Source organism: Aurantimonas coralicida DSM 14790 (assembly GCF_000421645.1).
GTDB classification, from domain to species: domain Bacteria; phylum Pseudomonadota; class Alphaproteobacteria; order Rhizobiales; family Rhizobiaceae; genus Aurantimonas; species Aurantimonas coralicida.
The window spans coordinates 823,693-845,503 of record NZ_ATXK01000001.1; the positions used below are offsets into that span (position 1 = coordinate 823,693).

The window sequence follows — 21,811 nt, forward strand, 5'->3', positions numbered from 1 at the left end:
TCGGTGCCGCAGGGCCCGGCCGGTCAGGTTACCGGCCGGGAGAGTTGTCGCCTCAGGCGGCGGCGGCGTGCGCTTCGATGCGCGGGTCGAGTTCGCCGCCGGCATAGCGGGCGGCCATGGCGTCGAGCGACAATACGCGGATCTTCGAGGCCTGACCGGCACAGCCGAAGCGCTCGTAACGGTCGAGGCAGAGGGTCTTGAGCGCGTCCATGGCGGGGATCATGAACTTGCGCGGATCGAACTCCTCCGGCTTCTCCATGGCCACCTTGCGGAACTGCCCGGTCATCGCCATCCGGCAGTCGGTGTCGATGTTGACCTTGCGCACGCCGTGCTTGATGCCGCGCACGATCTCGTCCACCGGCACGCCGTAGGTCTCGCGCATGCGGCCGCCATACTGGTTGATGATGGCCTGCAGCTCTTCCGGCACCGAGGACGAGCCGTGCATGACGAGATGCGTGTTCGGCAGCTTGGCGTGAATCTCCTCGATGATGTTCATGGCGAGGATGTCGCCGTCCGGCTTGCGGGTGAACTTGTAGGCGCCGTGCGAGGTGCCCATGGCGATCGCCAGGGCGTCCACATGGGTCTGCCGCACGAAGTCCACCGCCTGGTCCGGATCGGTGAGCAGCTGGTCTTCCGACAGCTTGCCCTCGAAGCCGTGGCCGTCCTCCTTCTCGCCCTCGCCGCTTTCCAGCGAACCGAGGACGCCGAGCTCGCCCTCGACCGAGGCGCCGACCCAGTGCGCCATGCGCGTCACCCGTTCGGTGATCGCGACGTTGTACTCGTAGGAGGCCGGCGTCTTCATGTCGGCCTCGAGCGAGCCGTCCATCATCACCGAGGTGAAGCCGTGGCGGATCGCCGTCAGGCAGGTCTGCTCGTCATTGCCATGGTCCTGATGGATGCAGACCGGGATCTGGGGGAACATCTCCACCAGGGCCTCCATCATCTTTTCCAGCATGATGTCCTTGGCGTAGGACCGGGCGCCGCGCGACGCCTGCATGATGACGGGGGCGTCGCTCTTCGCGGCCGCCTCCATGATCGCCAGACCCTGCTCCATGTTGTTGATGTTGAAGGCAGGCACGCCGTAGCCGTTCTCGGCGGCGTGATCGAGAAGCTGGCGCAGTGTGATCTTTGCCATGTCTAGATGTCCCTCCTGAACCGGTCCGGTGCCATCACGCGATCTCCAGCGCCGCGTCGACGACGGCCTGCGGCGTGATGCCGAACTTCTCGTAGAGCTGCGGCGCGGGTGCCGAGGCGCCGAAGCCGGTCATGCCGATGAAGCGGCCGTTCTCGCCGATCCAGCGATCCCAGCCGAGCCGGGCGGCCGCCTCGATGGCGATGCGCGGCGCCGTGCCGAGGACCGACTTGCGGTAGGCCTCGTCTTGCTCCTCGAAGAGATCGAGGCAGGGCATCGACAGCACCGCCGCCTGCTTGCCGGATTCGGCCAGCGTCTTGGCCGCGGCGAGCGCGATCTCGACTTCCGAACCGGTGGCCATGATGGTCACGTCGCGCGGGCCGTCGGCCTCCTTCAGGACGTAACCGCCGCGGGCCGAGCGGTTTTCGCCGACATCGCCGGCGCGCACCGTCGGCAGGCCCTGGCGGGTCAGCGCGAGCACCGATGGGCGATGGCGCTCGGTCAGCGCGATTTCCCAGCACTCGGCGGTCTCGATCGCGTCGGCCGGACGGAAGACCAGAAGGTTCGGCGTCGCCCGCAGCATCGCCAGATGCTCGATCGGCTGATGGGTCGGGCCGTCCTCGCCAAGGCCGATGGAATCGTGGGTCAGCACGTAGACGACGCGCAGCCCCATCAGTGCCGACAGGCGGATCGCCCCGCGGGCATAGTCGGCGAAGACCAGGAACGTGCCGCCATAGGGCACGAAGCCGCCATGCAGGGCCAGACCGTTCATCGCCGCGGCCATGCCGTGCTCGCGCACGCCGTAATGGATGTAGCGGCCGGAGAAGTCGTCCGGGGTGATCGACTGCATGCCCTTGGTCAGGGTGTTGTTGGAGCCGGTCAGATCGGCCGAACCGCCGATGGTCATGTCGGTGACGCGGTTGATGACCTCCAGCGCCATCTCGGACGCCTTGCGGGTGGCGACCTTCGGCGCGTCGGCCGACAGGGCCTGCCGGAAGGAGGCGAGCTCACCGGCCAGGCCCGACGGCAGCGTGGTGGCGACGGCGGACTGGAAGCGCTCGCGATCGGCGCTCGACGCCAGCCGCTTCTCCCAGATCTCGCGAGCCTCGCGGCCGCGGGTGCCGACCTCGCGCCAGCCCTTGACGACCGCCTCGGGCAGCTCGAAGGGCTCGGACTTCCAGACCAGCTGCTCGCGGGCCAGCGCGATCTCCTCGTCGCCCAGTGCCTCGCCATGAGCCTTGGCGGTGCCGCCGCGATTGGGCGCGCCGTAGCCGATGATGGTCTTGCAGGCGATAAAGGCCGGCTTGTCGCTCTTGCGCGCCTCGGCGATCGCCGCCTCGACGGCGTCCGCGTCGTGGCCGTCGACGGCCCAGGTGTTCCAGCCGGCCGCCTTGAAGCGGGCGATCTGGTCGGTGGCGGTGGCGATGTCGACCTTGCCGTCGATGGAGATGCCGTTGTCGTCCCACAGGACCACGAGCTTGGACAGCTTCAGCGTGCCGGCCAGATCGATGGCCTCGTGGCTGATGCCCTCCATCAGGCAGCCATCGCCGACGATGGTGTAGGTGTAGTGGTCGACGAGGTCACCGCCGAAGCGGGAATGCATCATGCGCTCGGCGAGCGCCATGCCGACGGCGGTGGACAGGCCCTGGCCGAGCGGCCCGGTGGTCGTCTCGATGCCCAGCGCATGGCCGTATTCGGGATGGCCGGCGGTGCGGCTGCCGAGCTGGCGGAAATTCTTCAGCTGCTCGATGTCCATGTCGGCATAGCCGACCAGATGGTGCAGCGCGTAGAGCAGCATCGAGCCGTGGCCGGCCGACAGGACGAAGCGGTCGCGGTCCGGCCAGTCGGGGCGCGACGGGTCGATGTTGATGAACTTCTGGAACAGGACGGTGGCGACGTCGGCCATGCCCATCGGCATGCCGGGATGACCGGACTTCGCCCGCTGCACGGCGTCCATGGCGAGGGCGCGGATGGCGTTGGCCATGTCGCGGGGATTGCGGTCGGTGGTTTCGGGCGATGGTTTCGCGGTCGAAGACATGGTTTGCATTCCTTTCGTCGAAGGCCTCAGGAGGCCCGTCGGCGTCTTTCCATCAGCTGCAGGATCAGCGGCGTCAGGATCAGTTGCATGGCGATGTCGAGCTTGTTGCCAGGCGCGACGATGGAGTTGGCGCGGGACATGAAACTGCCGTGGATCATCGAGAGCAGATACGGAAAGTCTATCCCGCGCGGGTTGGCGAAGCGAATGACGATCATCGACTCGTCGGCCGTCGGAATCCAGCGAGCGATGAACGGATCGGATGTATCGACGATGGGCACCCGTTGAAAGTTGATATCGGTCCGCGCGAATTGCGGGCAGATATATTTCACATAGTCGGGCATCCGACGCAGGATGACGTCCATCACCGCATCCGTCGAATAGCCCCGGCTGGCCTTGTCCCGGTGGATCTTCTGGATCCACTCCAGATTGATGACGGGCACCACGCCGATCTTCAGATCGGCCAGCGGCGCGAGATCGACTGTATCGGTCTTCACGCAGCCATGCAGGCCCTCGTAGAAAAGTAGGTCGGACTCCTCGCCAAGCGAGCTCCACTGCGAGAAGGTGCCGGGCGCGCTGCCGTAGATCTTCGCTTCCGCCTCGTCGTGGATGTAGTGCCGGGTCTCGCCGCGCCCCTTGCGACCGAACTCCGAGAACACCTCCTGCAGCCTGTCGAGGATGTTCGCCTCGGGGCTGAAATGGGAGAAGTTGCGGTTTCCGTTCCTCTCCTCCTCGGCCATCTTCTCCTTCATCGCCTGGCGGTCGTAGCGATGGAACGCGTCTCCCTCGATATAGGCCGCCTTGACGTGCTCGCGGCGGAAGATCTGGTCGAAGATGTTCTTGACCGACGTCGTGCCCGCTCCGGACGAACCGGTGATCGCGATGATCGGATGCTTGGTCGACATGCGATGTCCTCCCCCCGGCCCGACACGCTCCCTCGCGCCGGGCCATTCCTCCTGCCTAGGTCCTGAACAGGCTGCGTTTGCCGAACAGCGGCGAGCGATCGGTCAGCGCCGACGGATCGGCCACGTAGCGGGCGACGCGGTCCACCTCGTGCTTCGAGCCGAAGACCAGCGGCGTGCGCGCATGCAGGTCACGCGGCACGATGTCGAGAATGCGCGACGACCCGTCGGTGGCGGCGCCGCCGGCCTGCTCGACGCAGAAGGCGACCGGATTGGCCTCGTAGACGAGGCGCAGGCGCCCCTCGGTGTAGCCCTTCCGGCCGTCGCCCAGATACAGGAAGATGCCGCCGCGCACGAAGATGCGGTAGCAGTCGGCCACCATCGAGGCGATCCAGCGCATGTTGAAATTGCGCTCGCGCGGGCCTTCCTCGCCGGCCAGGCAGTCGTCGATATAGCTGCGGATCTGCGGGTCCCAATGGCGGTAGTTCGCGGCATTGGTGGCGAACTCGCTGGTCTCCTCGGGGATCGCCACCGAGCCGATATGCTCGACGAAGCCGCCGAAGCTCGGCGAGAACAGGAACACCCGCGTTCCCTTGCCGACCGACAGCACCAGCAGGAGCTGCGGCCCGTAGATGAAGAAGCCGGCGGCAAGCTGCCGGTTGCCCGGCTGCAGCAGCGCGCTGGTCGGATCGGAGCGATGCTCATCGCCCACCGGCAATAGCGAGAAGATCGTGCCGATCGAGACATTGGTGTCGATGTTGGACGAGCCGTCCAGCGGGTCGATCGCCAGGGCGAGCGGCGCGGCCGGGTCGATCACCACCGCGGCGTCCTGCTCCTCCGAGCCGTAGACGGCGATCGCCGAGGCCTTGGCGGCATCGAGGAACATCTGGTCGGCGACGATGTCGAGCGGCTTCTGCACGTCGCCGCCGGCATTGGTGTCGCCGCCGCCGGACCGGGCTTCGACGCCCCCCGCGATGATCGTGTTGCGAAGCTTGATCGAGGCGGCGCACAGCTGGCGAATGGTATCGGCGACCTGCCGGCCGATCGGGTCGGACCCGCATTCGGATCCCAGATGTGCGTCGAGAGACGATGACATGCATTCCTCCTGAGTGGCGTCGAGCGCTTCGGCTCCGTCCACTCGTCTATGGGTGGATGGTGGATTCTGCGAGCGCATAAGTAAAATTCATTCTCTTTACGGCATCAATAAATTCTTTTAGAAGAGGCCATGCGAACCCTGACACTGCGCCAGTTGCGATCGATCCAGGCGATCAACGAGCACCGTACCATCGCCGCGGCTGCGCGCCAGTTGGGCCTGACCCCGCCGGCCGTGACCCTGCAGGTGAAGCAGCTGGAGGACGATTTCGGCCTGGCGCTGTTCGACCGCACGAATGACGGCATGCGCCTCACCGCCGCCGGCGCCGCGGTGCTGGGCGCGGCCAACGCCATCGAGACGACCCTGCGCGCGCTCGCCGACGAGATCCAGGCGATCAAGGGCGTCAGGTCGGGCACCATCCGGCTCGGCGTCGTCTCCACCGCGAAATATTTCGCGCCCCGGCTGATCGCCGCCTTTCGGCGGGACTATCCCGACATCGAGATCCGGCTGATCGTTGGCAACCGGCTGGAGATCATCGAGCAATTGCGCGCCTACCGGCTGGACATCGCCCTGATGGGGCGCCCGCCGGTCGAGTTCCCGGTCGAGGCGACGGTGTTCGGCGACCATCCGCTGGTGATGATCGCGCCGCCCGACCATCCGCTGGCCGCCGCCCGCGAGATCACCCGCGAGCGCCTGCTCGAAGAGACCATCATCATCCGCGAGCCCGGCTCGGGCACGCGCGCGGCACTGGCGATCTTCTTCGGCGACCATCCCGACGCGCTGGAGACGCGCACGGCCGAGATGGGCTCCAACGAGACCATCAAGCAGGCGGTGATGGCCGGGCTCGGCATCGCCTTCATCTCGGCCCACACCATCGCCTTCGAGGTGGAGACCGGACGGCTGGCGATCCTCGACGTGTCGCACATGCCGATCCGCCGGCAATGGTTCGCCGTCAGCCGCAAGGAGCGCATTCCGGCGCCCGCCGACATCGCCTTCAAGAATTTCCTGATGCAGCGCGGCGCCAGCTATCTGCCGCTGCTCGACCGGCTCTATCCCGCCGAGGCCGGCGATGCGGCTTCACCGCCAGCAACAGACGAGACCGCAGGGGCGTCGTCCCCCGCGTAAGACCGGCAGGTCAGAGCGATCCCGGGCCAGCGGGCGACAGCAGCACGGCGCGCCGCAGCGCCGCCAGATCGGCCGATCCGGTGCAGAAGCAGGCGATCCGCAATTGTGCGATCACCTGCCGGAAATGCGCCACGGCGGCTTCCGGCGATGCGTCCGCGCTGCCGAGCGAGGCGGCGGCCTGGCCGGCGAGATCGGCGCCGAGGCGGATCGCCTTGGCGGCGTCCAGCCCGTCGCGGATGCCGCCCGAGCCGATGACGACGGTCTCAGGACAAGCGGCCCGCACGTCGACGATCGCCCGCGCCGTGGAGATGCCCCAATCGGAGAAGGCCAGCGCCGTGGCGCGTTGCGCCGGGTCCGGCGAACGCTCGGCCTCGACGGCCGCCCAGCTCGTGCCGCCGGCCCCGGCAACGTCGATGGCGTGGGCGCCCGCATCGACCAGCCGCCGCGCGACCGTCGCCGAAATGCCGGCCCCGACCTCCTTGACCACGATCGGTACCGGCAACGTGCGCGCCAGCTCGCCGATGGCCGCAAGGACGCCGCGCCAGTTCGTGTCGCCGCCCGACTGCACCGCTTCCTGCAGCGGGTTGAGATGCACGATCAGCGCGTCGGCATCGATCATGTCCACGGCCCGCCGCACCTCCGTCAGGCCGTAGCCGAGCACCAGTTGCGCCGCGCCGACATTGGCGAGGATCGGCACGTCCGGCGCCGCATCGCGCAACTGCCGGTCGAGCCCGCCCGAGGCGCGGCCCTCGATGGCGATGCGCTGCGAGCCGACCGCAAGGGCGATGCCGAGAGCCTGCGCCGCCTCGGCGAGATTGCGGTTGATGCGCGCCGCCCGTTCCGGCCCGCCGGTCATCGACGAGATCAGCAGCGGCGCTGCGAGCCGGCGGCCGAGAAACTGCGTCGACAGGTCGATCTCGGCCAGCGAGATCTCCGGCAGCGCGACATGTTCGAAGACGATCTGCGACAGGCCGCTGTCGGCCCGCCGCGCCGCCAGCGAGGGATGCAGCACGATGTCGAGATGATCGCTCTTGCGCGCGGCGATGTCGCCGGCGGCCGATGTGTCTCCTGAGACGCTCACGTAACCCTATGTCCTATCGTCGCAGATTGCGAAACCGGACGCTCCCCGGTCGTCGCGTTTGCCAATGATCGTGTTAGCATCAGTTGCAACGTTACGTGTAGCGAATGACCCGTGACAAAATGCCAGAACCGAAGGCGACCCTCCCGGCATGACGTGCAATGAAACCGACGGCTTCAGGACCGAGGCTGCCGCCCTGATCGCCAGGATCGATGCGCGGCTGGCGGTGCTGGTGCCCCGCGCCCTGCCCGGCCAGACCGGGCTCGACCTGGCGATCCGCGAAAGCGTGCTGGCGCCCGGCAAGCGCCTGCGGCCGATGATGGCGGCGCTGACGGCAGGCGATCTCGGCGGTGACGAGGCCGTGGCGGTCGATGCCGGCTGCGCCGTGGAGATGGTGCATGCCTCCTCGCTGATTCTCGACGACCTGCCCTGCATGGACGACGCCACGATGCGCCGCGGCAGACCGGCCGCCCATGTCACCCACGGCGAGGATGTCGCCGTCCTGTCGGCGATCGCCATCCTGTCCGGCGCCTACGAGATGCTCGCCAGGGTAGAGGGCCTGTCGCCGGCCGCGCGGCTCGAGGCGGTGACGGTGCTGACCCGCGCCGTCGGCGTCGAAGGCCTCGTCGGTGGCCAGTTCGCCGACCTGCGCGGCGGCCGCGCCGAACGGCCGCTCCACGAGATCGCGGCCACCAACGGCCGCAAGACCGGCGCGCTGTTCCTGGCCGCCGTGGAGATCGGCGCGATCGCGGCGGGTGCCGGCGAGACGACCCGCGCGCATTTGCGCGGCTTTGCCACCGAGCTCGGCCACGCCTTCCAGCTTCTCGACGATCTGCTCGATGGCGGTCCGAGCGCCGCGACGATCGGCAAGGACGTCAACAAGGATGCCGGCAAGTCGACCATCGTCTCGATGCTGGGCCGTGCCTCGGTGGAGCATCGGATCGAACGGCATGTGGAAGCTGCCCATGGCGAGCTGACCCTGGTGTTCGGGGCGTCGAGCCGGCTGCATCGCCTCACCGACGCGATCGTTGCCCTGCCCGGCGGAGCCGCCGCCGACACGGCGTGCGACAAGACGCGTTTTCGCGAACCCGAAGCCGGCGCGCGCTGACGATCCCGTTCGCTGGGCCGACACGCGTCGCCGAATGCGCTCTCGCCGATCTCGTTCGCGTCCGAAGCCTGCGCCAGTGCAGCAGAACTGTCCGCCGGGCTGAGCCGGCCTAACTCGCGGGGCGCGTCAGCCTCGGCCGGGTCCACAGCGCCTCGGAGCGACCCGCCGGCCCGCCACGCCGCGCCAGCGCCGCCTTGGCTGCGCCGCGGGCGACATGGCCGAGTTTCTGCCGCCGCCCGGTGGAGACGCGTGCGTCCCAGGCATGGGCGCCCAACCCCTTCACCTGCATGCCGATCTCGCGATAGACGCCATGCGCCGTCGCGACCGCCCAGGCCGAGCGTGGCGGCAGTTCCCGCAGGCCGTGGAAGGCCGAGGCGTAATAGGGCTCGGCGAGATCGATCAGCCGGTTGGCGACCAGCGACACCACCGGCCGCTGGCGCGGATCGGCGAGATCGCCGGGTTTCAGATCGGCGTCGGCCAGCCATTCCGCCGGCAGATAGACCCGCCCGACCCGGGCATCCTCGACGATGTCGCGGGCGATGTTGGTGAGCTGGAAGGCGATGCCGAGATCACTGGCGCGGTCGAGGGTCATCTCGTCCTTCGCCCCCATCACCATGCTCATCATCACGCCGACGACGCCTGCGACATGGTAGCAATAGGTCAGCGTATCGGTGACGGTCGCATAATGCCGCTCCTCGACATCCATCCGGTAGCCTTCGAGATGCTGCAGCAGCAGCTCCTGCGGCAGGCCGTGCCGGGCCACGACATCGGCGACGGCACGAAAGCTGGGATGCGAGGTCGGCTCGCCGCGCAGGGCCGCCAGCGTCTCCGCCTCCAGCAGCGCCAGCCGCTCCGCGCCCGAGCCGAGCGGGCCGAGCGGCCGCCGGGCAAAGCCCAGCACCTGGTCGTCGATGGTGTCGTCGCAATGCCGGCACCAGGCATAGAGCATCATGGCGCTGCGCCGGGTCTCGGCATCGAACAGCCTGGCCGCCGCCGCGAAGCTCCTGGAGCCCTTGGCGATCGTATCCTCGGCCATGGCCGCCAGATCGGCCCGCGCCGCCGGATCGAGCGGCACGGCGATGGGTTGGGAGGCGAGCATCTCAGGCTCTCGAATCGGCGATCATCAGCCCGGCCGTCGCCTTGGCGGACCCGACGACACCCGGCACGCCGGCGCCCGGATGGGTGCCGGCGCCGACGAAATAGAGATTGGGGATGTCGGCATCGCGATTGTGCGGCCGGAACCAGGCGCTCTGGGTCAGCACCGGATCGAGCGAGAAGGCCGAGCCGACATGGGCGTTCAGCTCGTCGCGGAAATCGAATGGCGTGAAGATGCGGCTGGTCACGAGGTCGGCCCTGAGATCGGGAATGTAGCGTTCTTCGAGATAGTCGAGGATGCGGTCCCGATATTTCGGCCCCTCGATCTCCCAGTCGATGTCGGTATTGCCGAGATGCGGAACCGGGGCGAGGACATAATAGCTGCCCGCGCCCTCCGGGGCCAGCGAGGGATCGGTGGCGCATGGGCTGTGCAGATAGAGCGAGAAATCGCCCGGCAGTTCCCCGCCCTTGAAGATCTCGTCGATCAGCGGCCGATAGCGCGGCCCGAAGCAGACCGTGTGGTGCTGCAGCTCCGGCCGGTGACGCTTGAGGCCGAAATAGATCACGAAGAGCGACATGGAGAAGCGCCGCGCCTTGAGGCGCTTGGCCTCCTTCTCGCCGCGCCGGGTGCCCGCCATCAGCGTGCCGTAGGTATGGACCACGTCGGCATTGGAGGCGATGCGGTCGGCCTCGAAGCGGCGACCGTCCTTCAGCACCACGGCCTTCGCCCTGTCGCCCTCCACCTCGATCTGCGCCGCTTCGGCCGACAGTTCGACCCGGCCGCCCATATCCTCGAACAGCCTGACGAGGCCGCGGACCAGCGCGCCGGTGCCGCCGCGCGGAAACCAGACGCCCCATTCGCGCTCCAGCGCATGGATCAGCGCGTAGATCGAGGAGGTGGCGAAGGGATTGCCGCCGACCAGCAGCGAGTGGAAGGAGAAGGCCTGCCGAAGCTGCTCGTCCTCGATATATTGCGCCACCTTGGAATAGACGCTGCGCCACGCCTGCAGCTTCGCCAGCTGCGGTCCGGCCTTGACCATGTCGCGGAAATTGAGGAACGGCACCGTGCCGAGCTTCTCGTAGCCCTCGCGGAACACCTCCCGCGAATAGGCCAGGAACTTGCGATAGCCCTCGATGTCCGCCGGGTTCTTCGCATGGATCTGGCGATCCAGCTCGTCTTGGTCGTTGGCATAGTCGAAGCTGTAGCCGTCTTCCCAGCACAGGCGGTAGAAGGGCTTCACCGGCAGGAGCTCGACATAGTCCGCCATCTTCCGGCCGGCGGCCGTGAACAGCTCTTCCAGCGCCGAGGGATCGGTGATCACCGTCGGGCCGGCATCGAAGACGAAGCCCTGATCCTCGTAGACATAGGCGCGGCCGCCCGGCTTGTCGCGCTTCTCCAGAAGCGTCGTCTGGATGCCGGACGCCTGCAGGCGAATGGCCAGCGCCAGCCCGCCGAAGCCGGAGCCGATGACGATGGCCGTGCGCTCGCCCGCTCCCGCGCCGTTCATCGTTGCGCTCATGCCAGTTCCCCTGTGAGGCGGTGCCGTGCCAGCACCTTCAATGCGTTGCCGACGGGCACGGGCGGCCGCCCCGTCATGATGCGGACCATGTCCAGCCGTGAGAGCCGCGCCGCGTAGAAGCGGCCGATCAGCGTGTCGGGCAGCCGGTGGAAATGCTGCAGGATCTCGTAGCGCTTCGACGGGACACCGGCGAAGAACAGGAGACGGTTGAGCAGGCGAAAGAAGCCCCGCCCCCGCCAAGCCGCCATCGAATGCGCCCGCGTCGCGGCAAAGACCGCGCCGGCCGACAGGTCGGTGAGGCCCGCGAGCCGGTCGGCGAGACGCACCGCGTCGGGCAGCGAATAGCCGGTGGTCGGATGGAACAGCGCCGCCGCAAGGCCCGTCGCCGGCACACCCTTTCTGTCGGCCCAGAAGGCCTCGATGTCGCCGTCGAGCGCGATCGGCAGGACGCCGCGTTCCTCACGCAGCACCGCTTTCGCCGTCCAGCCATGGGTCGCGAGGTAATCTGCGATGGTCGCGCGCAACCGGTCCTCCGACAATGCCGGCCCGTCGGCGTAATAGGTGTCCTCGACGAGCAGCGTCGTCGCCGTCAGCGGCAGCACGTAGACGAAGCGATAGCCGTCCTCCTGCGCCACCGTTGCGTCCATGATGATCGGCCGCGACAGGCCATGCGGCGCTGCGAGTTCGATCTCCTGACCGAGAAATTTCTGGAAGCCGAGGGTCAGATGCGGGCTCGGCGCATGGCCGCGGCCGTCGATGACGCAAGCAGCGGCGATCTCGCGCCCGTCCTCCAGGCTGAGCGTCGTCGGCGTGACCGCCCGCACTGGGGCCTGCGTCTCGATCCGGTCGCCGAGTTCTGCGTCGATCTCCGCCCGGAACTGTTCCGAGGACACGCTGCGATAGCCCGTTGCGATCCGGCGTCGGCGCTGGGGAAAGCGCACGTCATAGGCATCCCAGCGATAGCGGACGAAGGGTGCCAGCCAGTCATGTTCGGCGGCGCTGAGGTCGCCGGCATGAAACGACCATGTGTGGTTGCCGCCGACTTTCTCGCCGGCCTCGAAGACGCGGATCGACAGCTCCGGGCGCGCCCGCGCCAGCCGGTATGCCGCAAGGCCATTGGCCAGGCCGCCGCCCACGAACGCCACGTCGATCGGTCTGTCGTGGCGCTCGACGCCGTTCATGCGTTGCCTTCCTACCCGGTGACGGCAGATCTGCCGGCCACCGCATCCTCGATGATGTCCGCCGCGCGCCGCGTGCCGCCGGACATGCGGATGTCCCGGCCGATCCGCTGCGCCGCGTTGCGGAACCTAGGCTCCGCCAGCAGCCGCTCAAGCGAATTGCGCAGTTTCGCGCGGGACAGAAGGACGCGGGGCAGCCGCTCGCCGACGCCGTGATGGACGATCCGCGCGCCGATCCCCGGCTGGTCGAAAGCGATCGGCAGGGCCAGCATCGGCACGCCGGCTTCCAGCGAATCCAGCACCGTGTTCATGCCGGCATGGGTCACGCAGACCGCAGCGCACGACAGCATCGCCCGCTGCGGCACGAAATCGGTGACGATATCGGCATCGATGCGCGCCGCGGACCGCGCATCCAGCCGGCCGCAATGGGCGACGACGCATTGCGCGCCCAGATCGCGGCAGGCGCCGGCCACGGCGCGAAAGATGCCGGCGCGGTGGCCCTGCAACGTGCCGAGCGAGGCGAAGACGAGCTGCCGTTCCGGGTCGAGCCGCGCCTGAAGCTCGGCCGGCAGGTCCGGCGCGCCTTCCGATGGCGGGCGGATCGGGCCGACGGCGTGGCGGTGGGCGTCGTCGGGACGCGGAAAGTCGAAGCTTGGTACGAGCTGCGAAATCTGCGCCAGCGAGGACAGGCAATCGGCATGCCCGGCGTGGGGTCCAAGACCAAACCGCTCCGCCCAGCCAGCGATCATTCGGCGCTGCGCGGTCATCAGGAGGTCGGCGACGCGTTCGCCGCCGCGATTGCGCTTCAGGCCCTTTTCGCTCGGATCATAGGGCCATGGCAGGAAGGGCAGCGGCACGGCGGGATCGGCATGCACCGGCAGGGCGGCGGCGACCGAAACGAAGGGCAGGCCGAGATGCCGGGCGAGAAGCCCGGCCGCCGGCTCCATCTGGTCGCCGAGGATGGCCGTCGCGCCGATCCGGCGCAGGATGTCCGGGGCAAAGCGGCAGAGCTGGTCGGTCAGGCCGGCCGCGTCGGAGACCGTACGCAGGATGCCGAGCGGCCCGCTCGGCCGCGCCGCCCGGGCGATGATCCGCTCCAGGCGATCCGGGCCGCCCGCCCCGGCCTCGTGGATCGCGATGCCCTCCGGCGCCTTAGCCGCGAGCAGCTCGCCCGCCCCGCCATTGACGACGAAGCTCGCCCGGTGTCCGCGCCGGACCAGTTCCGCGCCGAGCACCGCGAAGACCTGCAGATGGCTGTAGTAGGGCGGACAGATCAGCGCGAAATGAGCCATGGCGGCGAATTGCGTCCGGTTCAGCGTGAATGGCGAAAGACATGCGGCGACGCGTTGCAGCCCGGCCGAGCACCGGCACCCGCAGGATCGGCTGCCCCGTCTGCTACCACGTTTCTGTCCCGAGCCATCCCTGCGACGTCCGGTCCCAGCGTGATGATTGCAGGACCGCGGCTCGGCGTATCAAGGCGAGCGCGGCCGTCCCGGTGTCAGCCGCGCGCCAGCCGCGCCGCCCGGCGGGCCCGCGCCTCGTCGGCCGCATCCAGCTTGACCTGCGGCAGCTTGGTCCGCCAGTCGGTGCCGGTGATGCCGACGACGCGGTTGCCGCGGAAATCGGCTTCGGCGGTGATCAGCCCGCGCTCGGCCATGAAGGACAACAGGAACCGGCCGCGCGACGGCGAATGGCTGCCATAGGCGCGGGCCAGCGCCGCATCCTCGGGGCATTCCGCCTCGTCGCGGGCGGCGCGCGCCAGCATCATGAAGACGCCCTGCATCTCCTCCGGCAGATCGGCGGCCCGGTCGACGACCCCCTGCCATTCCTCGTCGTCGGTCTCGCAGGACACGCCCGCCCGTGCCAGCGACAGGCGCCGGCGGAAGGCCGCCATATCGGTCTCGGCACCGCGCAGACGCTTCAGCCGGCAATGGGTGAGGAAGTCCTGGTAGAGCACCGGCACCGGCCGGAAGGCCGCGTCCGGGTCCTGCAGCATCTCGGCGAAGATCGCATCGACGGCGGCGGCGCGCTCTTCCGGCGAGCGGGGATCGTCGTCGATCGGCTCGTGCCGCTCCGAGACGGACGGGGCAGCGGCCACCCGCTCCAGAAGCTCGCGTGTGGCGATCGCCGCGGCGGCGCCCTCGATGCGCGGCGCGGCGTTGGATTGCGGGCGCTCGATGGCGCGCCGTTCGGCCGCCTTGTCCTCTTCCGTGGCAGTGAAGATCAGGTCTTCCATCGCCTCGCGCGGCGTCTCCGGCAGCGGCATCAGCGACGGCCGCCCGCTGCGCCCCGCCGTCTCGACGGGACCGATGCGGATCGGCATGGGCCGCCGCGACAATGCCGGTCCGAGCGCCACGAAATTGCCGGTCTCCAGATCGCGGAAACGTTCGGCGGCGCGCCGGTCCATGCCCAGCAGGTCGGCGGCGCGCTGCATGTCGATGTCGAGGAAGGTCCGGCCCATCAGGAAGTTCGACGCCTCAGCAGCGACGTTCTTGGCGAGCTTGGCCAGGCGCTGGGTGGCGATGACCCCGGCCAGGCCGCGCTTGCGACCGCGGCACATCAGGTTGGTCATCGCGCCGAGCGAGGCGCGACGGGCTTCTTCCGAATGCTCGCCGGACATGGCCGGCGCGAAGAGATGCGCCTCGTCGACGGCGATCAGCATCGGGAACCAGTGCGCCCGGTCGGCATCGAACAGGCCGTTCAGGAAGGCCGCCGAGCACATCATCTGCACCTCGGCGTCGAGCCCTTCCAGATCGAGCACCACCGAGGCGCGATGCTCGCGGATGCGCCGCGCGATGCGGGTCAGCTCGGCCGGCGTGCGATTGGCGTCGACGACCACATGGCCGTAGCGCTCGGCCAGCGACACGAAGTCGCCTTCCGGATCGATCACCGCCTGCTGCACCCAGTCCGCGCTGCGCTCCAGAAGGCGGCGCAGCAGATGCGACTTGCCCGAGCCCGAATTGCCCTGGACGAGCAGACGCGTCGACAGCAGCTCCTCCAGATCGAGCTCCGCCGGTTCGCCGGTTTGGGTCGTGCCGAGATCGACGGCAACGGTCATTGCAGGCCTTTCGGTGCTGGCGATGTCGTGAACGACCGCCTGCCTTGGCGGCGCGGTCCGGTCGTCGAGGGGACGTGGCCGGAACCTATCACGCCCGCCCCGGCGAGAGTCGAGACGGCGAGGACCTGTCCACAGGAAGGCGCGACTGTCGGACGGCGTCCCGCGCCGAAGCAGGCTTCAACGAAGCCGTGGCAGGCTCAGAGCCATGTGTCGTAGTCGGAGACCAGCAGCAGCATCGGGTCCTCGTCCTCCTCGATCTCGGAAAACCGGCCGAGCGGCTCGCGGAAGACATTGTCGGTCAGATCGTCGTTGACGGTGGAGACCTCGCCGATCAGGACGTCGCCGCCCTCGCCCCAGAAGGCGTGCCAGTTGCCGGGCAGCAGCGTCACGCTTTCGCCGGGCTCCAGCATCAGGACGCCGCCGGCCGGCAGCCGCCGAGTGATCCCGTCGGTGACGACGGTGACCTCGGCGCTCTCGTCGACGGAGCCGTCGGGCGCGCTTTCATGCATTTGGATCGCCAGCTTGGCGCCGCCGCGATTGATGATGTCCTCGGCTTTGACGATGTGCCGGTGCATCGGCGAATACTGGTCGTGGCGGGAGATCATGATCTTCTCGGCATAGAGCATGCCGCCGCCGGCCTTCAGATCCGCCGCGTCGCCGTTGCGCGTGGTGAACAGGAACAGCCCCATCCGGTCGAAATCGCCCTTGCCGTAATCGGTCACGTCCCAGCCGAGCCGGCGCTCCACGATGGTCGACAGATCGGCCCGCCGCGCCTTCATCTCGTTCGGGGAGAGATAGGCGAAGGGCGGCATGACGTAGCCGAAGGAACGGATGTAGGAATCCGCTTCCCTGAGGATTTCGTTGACGCGGGAACGCTTCATGCCGGCCTCCCTTCGGAGCTCGCCGCCGGATCGACGAGGATGATCCGGCAGTCGTTGACATTGGTGTGGGTCGGGCCCGGCACGAACAGGCCGTCGATGGCCTCGAAGAAGCCGGTCGAATCGTTCGCCGCCAGTGCCGCCTCGGCGTCGAGCCCGGCGGCCGCCGCCTTGGCGAGCGTGTCCGGCAGGACGAAGGCGCCGGCCGGATCGCTGGCAAGGCCGGTCCCGCCATCGGTGCCGTCCGTGTCGCCGGAGAGCGCCGCGATGCCGGGATGGGCGCCAAGCGCCAGCGCCAGGGCCAGGGCATATTCCTGGTTCGGCCCGCCGCGGCCCTCGCCGCGGATCGTCACCGTCAGTTCGCCGCCCGACAGGATCGCGACCCGGTCGCCGGCCTCAACGGCCTCCAGCGCGATGCGGGCATGTTCGGCCGCCACGTCCCGCGCCTCGCCCTCCACGTCGGCGCCGAAGCTGACCACCCTGTAGCCGAGCCGCTCGGCGGTCTTCGCGGCGGCGTCGAGCGAGGCCGCAGGGGTCGCCACGATCTTGTATTCGGCCTGCTCGAAGACCGGATTGCCCGGCTTCGGCGTCTCGTTGGCCGGATCGTCCAGCGCGGCCTTGCAGGAGGCCGGCAGGTCGATGCCGCGCTTTTCGATGATTGCCCGCGCATCAGCGAGCGTCGTTGCGTCCGGCACGGTGGGTCCGGAGGCGATGACGCTCGGATCGTCGCCGGGCACGTCGGAGATCGCCAGGGTGATCAGCCGCGCGTCGCCGCAGGCATGGGCGAGGCGCCCGCCCTTGATCTGCGACAGATGCTTGCGCACGCAGTTGATCTCGCCGATGCCGGCGCCGCTGCGCAGCATCGCCTTCGTCACGGCCTGCTTGTCGGCAAGCGAGATACCCTCGGCCGGCAGCAGCCAGTTGGCCGAGCCGCCGCCGGAGATCAGTGCCAGCACGAGGTCGTCCGGCCCGGCCGCTTCGGCCAGCGCGACGACCTTCGCCGTCGCCTCCAGCCCATGCGCGTTGGGCAGCGGATGCCCGGCTTCGACCACCGGGATCGGCCCGGCGTCGAGCGCATAGCCGTCGCGGGTGACCGCGATGCCGGTGAGCCGGTCGGCCGGCACGCCGTGCGTCTGCGTGTAATGGGCGACCGCGGCGGCGGCCATCGAGGCCGCGGCCTTGCCGGCGGCGAGGATGACGATGCGCCCCGGCGGCGGCGGCGGCAGATGCGCGGCGAGAATGCTCGCCGGATGGGCCGCCGCAACGGCCGCCTCGAAGATCGTCGTCAGGTCCCCCGACCATCCCGTCGTGTTCATGCAAATCCCTCCCCGCATCGTCCCGGGGCATCCATACCAGAAGAACGGCACGGGGAAACCGCACAAGTGGGGATCGAGATCGGGTCACGGCGCGCGGAAAAAGCCGCACGGCCTCGCGCCCATACGCTGGCAAAATGGTCGCAGAGGCCTACTCTGACCTTGTCGCAGCGTCCATCTTGGGTGCATCCACGCGCCAGATAAATGTTGAAGGCAAAACCATGTTCGAAGGTTTCGACCCGGTCACCCTCGCCCGCTTCCAGTTCGCCTTCACCATCTCGTTCCACATCATATTTCCGGCCTTCACCATCGGCCTCGCCTCGTTCCTCGCGGTTCTCGAGGGCCTGTGGCTGGCGACCGGGCGGTCGGTCTACATCGACACCTTCAACTACTGGATCAAGATCTTCGCCCTGAGCTTCGGCATGGGTGTCGTCTCCGGCATCGTGATGAGCTACCAGTTCGGCACCAACTGGTCCGTCTTCTCCGACAAGACCGGGCCGATCCTCGGCCCCATGATGGGCTACGAGGTGCTGTCCGCCTTCTTCCTGGAAGCCGGCTTCCTCGGCATCATGCTGTTCGGCCGCAAGCGCGTCGGCGACAAGCTGCACTTCGCCGCCACGGTCGTCGTCGCCCTCGGCACGCTGTTCTCGGCCTTCTGGATCCTCTCGGTGAACTCCTGGATGCAGACGCCGGCCGGCTTCAGCTACAATGCCGCCGGCCAGTTCGTGCCGGAGGACTGGTGGGCGATCGTCTTCAACCCGTCCTTCCCCTACCGGCTGGTGCACATGGTGCTGGCCGCCTATCTCACCACGGCCTTCATCGTCGGCGCGGTCGGGGCGTTCCATCTGCTGCGCGACCGCAGCAACCAGATGGCCCGCACGATGTTCTCGATGGCGCTGTGGATGGCGACCATCGTCGCGCCGATCCAGATCGTTGCCGGCGACCTGCACGGCACCAACACGCTGGAGCACCAGCCCGCCAAGATCGCCGCGATCGAGGGGCATTTCGAGACGAATTCCGACGGTGCGATGCCGCTCACCCTGTTCGGCATCCCGAACATGGAGGAAGGCCGGACCGACTATGCCGTCAACGTGCCCTATCTCGGCTCGCTGATCCTCACCCATTCGCTCGACGGCGAGGTGCAGGGCCTCGACGCCTTCCCGCGCGAGGACTGGCCGAACTCGACGGTGATCTTCTGGACCTTCCGGGTGATGGTCGGCATCGGCTTCGCCATGCTCGGCATCGGCCTGTGGTCGCTGTTCAAGCGCTTCCGCGGCTCGCTCTACGATTCGCCCTGGCTTCAGCGCGCCATGATCGCCATGGGGCCGATGGGCTTCGTCGCGGTGATCTGCGGCTGGGTCACCACCGAGATGGGGCGCCAGCCCTTCACGGTCTTCGGCCTGCTGCGCACCGCCGAGAGCCATTCGCCGATCGCCGCCGAAGCGGTAGGCACCTCGCTGGTGGCGTTCATCGTGGTGTATTTCGTGCTGTTCGGCGCCGGCACATTCTACATCATGCGCCTGATGTCGAAGCTGCCCAGCCCGGCAGAGGACGACACGCCGGATCACCATCCGACGCGCTCGGCCGGCATCACGCCCGCCTTCTCGCTGGAAGGCCGCAACAAACCCGAACCGGCGGAATAGGAGGCCGACGCAGATGGATCTCGCTGTACTCTGGGCCTTCATCATCGCCTTTGCGGTCATTGCCTATGTCATTCTGGACGGCTTCGACCTGGGCACCGGCATCCTGTTCCCGCTGCTCGGCCGGCACGAGAACCGCGACACCGCCATGAACACGGTGGCGCCGATCTGGGACGGCAACGAAACCTGGCTGGTGCTGGGCGGCGGCGGCCTGTTCGCGGTCTTCCCGCTGGCCTACGCGATCATCATGCCGGCCATCTACGCGCCGGTCATCGCCATGCTCCTGGCGCTCATCTTCCGCGGGGTGGCCTTCGAGTTCCGCTTCAAGACGGTGCGCGGTCGCTGGATGTGGGACGTGTCGTTCTTCGTCGGCTCGATCGTCGCCGCCTTCAGCCAGGGCGTTGCCCTCGGCACGCTGGTCCAGGGCATCGACATCGACGGCCGCGCCTATGCCGGCGGCTGGTTCGACTGGCTGACGCCCTTCTCGTTGATGACCGGCGTTGCCGTCGTGGTCGGCTACGCGCTGCTGGGCGCCACCTGGCTGGTCATGAAGACCGAGGGCGAACTGCACGACATCGCCCGCCGCTACGCGTGGATCTCGGCGGTCGGCACCATGGTCCTGATCGGCGTGGTCAGCCTGTGGATGCCGTTCATGGAAGACCAGTTCTATCTGCGCTGGTTCACCTTCCCGCAGATCTTCTACGTGGCGCCGGTGCCGATCCTTGTCGCGCTGGCCACCTTCAGCCTGTTCCAGTCGCTGGCGACCGGCAAGGAGATCCGGCCGTTCCTGTCGGCGCTGGCGATCTTCGTCCTGTCCTTTGCCGGGCTCGGGATCACCTTCTATCCCGACATCATCCCGCCCCATGTCACCATCTGGGAGGCGGCCGCACCGGAATCCTCGCTGATGTTCCTCCTTGTCGGGGCGACGGTGCTGATCCCGCTGATCCTCGCCTATACCGGCTATTCCTACTGGGTCTTCCGCGGCAAAGTCCGCGAGGGCGAAGGATACCACCATTGACGGCGCGGCACGGCGACCGCCCGGAGACCGGGGACGCGGCGCCGGGTAGCCTGAAAAGCCGGCTCGGCTGGTTCGCGCTCCTGTGGCTCGGCGGCGTCGCCGCCGTCGCCACGGTCGGCTACGGCATCCGTCTCGTCCTGATCGGCTAGAGCGCCAGTTCCGGCACCGTCTCGCGCACCAGCGCCATGTCCGCGTGGAAGGCTTCGCGCTCTCGCTCCTGCGTGGCCTTGTCGGGCAGCCTCAGGATGTAGGACGGATGCACGGTGACCAGCGCCCGGGTCCCCTCGTCGAGGTCGATCAGCTTCGACCGCGTGTCGCGGATCGTCACGGTCTTGCCGAGGACGGCGGAGGCCGCCGTCGCGCCCAGCGCGACGATCAGCTTCGGCCGGATCAGGTCGCGTTCGAGGTCCAGCCACCAGCGGCAGGCCCGCACCTCGCCGCCATTCGGCTTGGCGTGGATGCGCCGCTTGCCGCGCGGCGCGAACTTGAAGTGCTTCACGGCATTGGTCACATAGGCGCGGCTGCGGTCGATCCCGGCCTCGCTCAGCGCCGCGTCGAACACCTTTCCCGCCGGCCCGACGAAGGGCTCGCCGGCAATGTCCTCCTGGTCGCCCGGCTGCTCGCCGACGAAGATGACCGGTGCATCCTCCGGCCCTCGCCCGAATACCGTCTGCGTCGCCGGCTCCCACAGCGGGCAGGCGCGGCAGTGGCTGGCCGCCTCCCGCGCCGCGGCGATCGATGTCGGGCGCTCGCCCGCAGGCTGCGCCGCCAGCTCGGGTTGTCGTGCCATGTCGCGCTCCTTCTGGCGTTCGTGCCGCAGGCTGGGCAAGGTCGGCGCGGTCTCGATCATTCGCCGCGACGCGGCCTCGGCCCTGGCGATCAGCGGCTTGATCAGCGCCGTCTCGGGCATGTTCGCCCAGTATTTCTTCGGCATCTCGGCGCGCATGGCGTTCACCTTGAGCCGCGCCGGGTTGAAGATCGACGCGTAATAGGTGAGCCACAGCGCCTCCATGTCGTCGCCCTCCGGCCGCATGTCCTTCGTCGCGCCGGGCAGGAAGGTCAGCTCGCTGCCGTCCCAATGGGCGCTGCGCTCCGGCGTCAGGATGGTCCAGACCATCCCGGCGAAGCGCCGGGCGAAGAACGGCGCGGTGTGTTCGACGATGTGGTGGAACGGCTCGAACCAGGCGACGTAGTGGCGGCGGCCTTCGTCGTCCTCGATCTCGCGAAAGCGCACGAAGGCCTTCATCTTGTGGCTGTCGCGGCGGACCGCCTTTTCCATCTCGGCGGCGCGCAGGATGTCCGGGTCCGACGCGATCTCCAGGAGCTTCTTTTCGCGTTGCAGGCGCCACAGCAGGCGATAGGCGAAGACGAAGCGGTCGGCATCGGCATGGCAGACCAGCTTGGCCGCCAGTTCGGGAAACGCCTTCGGCGCGGTCGGCTGCGGCGCGCCGGCGGGCGCCGGGGGCAGCGGCTCGGCGAAGAGGCCCGCGGTTTCGTCACCGACCGTGAAGCTCATCTCATCCGGCGGCACGCCGAGCGCCAGCGCCGTGCGCGCCGCCTGGCGCCACGCGTCGAAATCGGCGGAGAAGGAAAGACACGCAACATACATGGGATCGGGCTCGCCTGCGGGACGAAATG

At 68.5% G+C, this 21,811-nt stretch carries 18 protein-coding genes; 5 read left to right on the forward strand and 13 right to left on the reverse strand.

What is annotated here, in order from left to right:
- Positions 1-52: 52 nt before the first annotated feature.
- The 4 genes from fba to H536_RS0103860 are packed head-to-tail and all read right to left on the reverse strand — an operon-like array spanning position 53 to position 5,165.
- Positions 53-1,135, reverse strand: coding sequence for a class II fructose-bisphosphate aldolase (gene fba / locus H536_RS0103845; protein WP_024349211.1), 1,083 nt, complete (start codon positions 1,133-1,135; stop codon positions 53-55).
- Positions 1,136-1,169: 34 nt separating this feature from the next.
- On the reverse strand, positions 1,170-3,170 hold the full coding sequence (gene tkt / locus H536_RS0103850) for a transketolase (RefSeq protein WP_035694443.1): 2,001 nt from the start codon (positions 3,168-3,170) through the stop codon (positions 1,170-1,172).
- 26 nt (positions 3,171-3,196) lie between these two features.
- Positions 3,197-4,072: a phosphoribulokinase gene (locus H536_RS0103855; RefSeq protein WP_024349213.1), complete on the reverse strand. Its 876-nt coding sequence runs from the start codon at positions 4,070-4,072 to the stop codon at positions 3,197-3,199.
- Positions 4,073-4,127: 55 nt separating this feature from the next.
- Complete coding sequence (locus tag H536_RS0103860) at positions 4,128-5,165, reverse strand: class 1 fructose-bisphosphatase (RefSeq protein WP_024349214.1); 1,038 nt, start codon at positions 5,163-5,165, stop codon at positions 4,128-4,130.
- A 129-nt stretch (positions 5,166-5,294) separates the two neighbouring features.
- Between H536_RS0103860 and H536_RS0103865 the strand changes: the two genes are divergently transcribed.
- Entirely contained in the window at positions 5,295-6,287 is a 993-nt protein-coding gene (locus H536_RS0103865; RefSeq protein WP_024349215.1) for a LysR family transcriptional regulator, read from the forward strand.
- A gap of 10 nt (positions 6,288-6,297) precedes the next feature.
- Here H536_RS0103865 and fni read toward each other — a convergent pair whose 3' ends face one another.
- On the reverse strand, positions 6,298-7,368 hold the full coding sequence (gene fni / locus H536_RS0103870) for a type 2 isopentenyl-diphosphate Delta-isomerase (RefSeq protein ID WP_024349216.1): 1,071 nt from the start codon (positions 7,366-7,368) through the stop codon (positions 6,298-6,300).
- 148 nt (positions 7,369-7,516) lie between these two features.
- Here fni and H536_RS0103875 point away from each other — a divergent pair, with 148 nt between their 5' ends.
- A complete protein-coding gene (locus H536_RS0103875; RefSeq protein ID WP_024349217.1) occupies positions 7,517-8,473 on the forward strand; it encodes a polyprenyl synthetase family protein in 957 nt (318 codons plus the stop codon).
- 109 nt (positions 8,474-8,582) lie between these two features.
- Here the strand turns inward: H536_RS0103875 and H536_RS0103880 are convergent, their stop codons facing one another.
- The 7 genes from H536_RS0103880 to H536_RS0103910 form a co-directional block, all read right to left on the reverse strand.
- The gene (locus H536_RS0103880) at positions 8,583-9,572 is read right to left on the reverse strand and encodes a phytoene/squalene synthase family protein (RefSeq protein ID WP_024349218.1); all 990 of its coding nucleotides are present in this window, start codon (positions 9,570-9,572) and stop codon (positions 8,583-8,585) included.
- A 1-nt stretch (position 9,573) separates the two neighbouring features.
- Positions 9,574-11,088, reverse strand: coding sequence for a phytoene desaturase (locus tag H536_RS0103885; protein WP_202814793.1), 1,515 nt, complete (start codon positions 11,086-11,088; stop codon positions 9,574-9,576).
- On the reverse strand, positions 11,085-12,269 hold the full coding sequence (gene crtY / locus H536_RS0103890; protein ID WP_024349220.1) for a lycopene beta-cyclase CrtY: 1,185 nt from the start codon (positions 12,267-12,269) through the stop codon (positions 11,085-11,087). Before crtY ends, H536_RS0103885 begins: the two co-directional genes overlap by 4 nt.
- Before the next feature lie 11 nt (positions 12,270-12,280).
- Complete coding sequence (locus tag H536_RS0103895) at positions 12,281-13,558, reverse strand: glycosyltransferase (RefSeq protein WP_024349221.1); 1,278 nt, start codon at positions 13,556-13,558, stop codon at positions 12,281-12,283.
- Positions 13,559-13,764: 206 nt separating this feature from the next.
- On the reverse strand, positions 13,765-15,324 hold the full coding sequence (locus H536_RS0103900) for an ATP-binding protein (RefSeq protein WP_009208337.1): 1,560 nt from the start codon (positions 15,322-15,324) through the stop codon (positions 13,765-13,767).
- 197 nt (positions 15,325-15,521) lie between these two features.
- Entirely contained in the window at positions 15,522-16,205 is a 684-nt protein-coding gene (locus H536_RS0103905) for a D-lyxose/D-mannose family sugar isomerase (protein ID WP_024349222.1), read from the reverse strand.
- On the reverse strand, positions 16,202-17,518 hold the full coding sequence (locus H536_RS0103910; RefSeq protein WP_024349223.1) for a glycerate kinase type-2 family protein: 1,317 nt from the start codon (positions 17,516-17,518) through the stop codon (positions 16,202-16,204). Before H536_RS0103910 ends, H536_RS0103905 begins: the two co-directional genes overlap by 4 nt.
- A 218-nt stretch (positions 17,519-17,736) precedes the next feature.
- Between H536_RS0103910 and H536_RS0103915 the strand changes: the two genes are divergently transcribed.
- Genes H536_RS0103915 through H536_RS24975 form a run of 3 tightly spaced genes read left to right on the forward strand, consistent with a single transcriptional unit; the run spans position 17,737 to position 20,322 of the window.
- Entirely contained in the window at positions 17,737-19,158 is a 1,422-nt protein-coding gene (locus H536_RS0103915; RefSeq protein ID WP_024349224.1) for a cytochrome ubiquinol oxidase subunit I, read from the forward strand.
- Between the two features lie 13 nt (positions 19,159-19,171).
- Positions 19,172-20,173 (forward strand): cytochrome d ubiquinol oxidase subunit II, encoded by a 1,002-nt coding sequence (gene cydB, locus H536_RS0103920; RefSeq protein ID WP_024349225.1) that lies wholly within the window; start codon positions 19,172-19,174, stop codon positions 20,171-20,173.
- The gene (locus H536_RS24975; RefSeq protein WP_202814792.1) at positions 20,170-20,322 is read left to right on the forward strand and encodes a DUF2474 domain-containing protein; all 153 of its coding nucleotides are present in this window, start codon (positions 20,170-20,172) and stop codon (positions 20,320-20,322) included. The genes cydB and H536_RS24975 overlap by 4 nt, the downstream gene beginning before the upstream one ends.
- Here H536_RS24975 and H536_RS0103930 read toward each other — a convergent pair.
- The gene (locus H536_RS0103930) at positions 20,319-21,782 is read right to left on the reverse strand and encodes a UdgX family uracil-DNA binding protein (protein WP_024349226.1); all 1,464 of its coding nucleotides are present in this window, start codon (positions 21,780-21,782) and stop codon (positions 20,319-20,321) included. The two genes, H536_RS24975 and H536_RS0103930, sit on opposite strands and share 4 nt — an antisense overlap.
- Positions 21,783-21,811 lie beyond the last annotated feature (29 nt).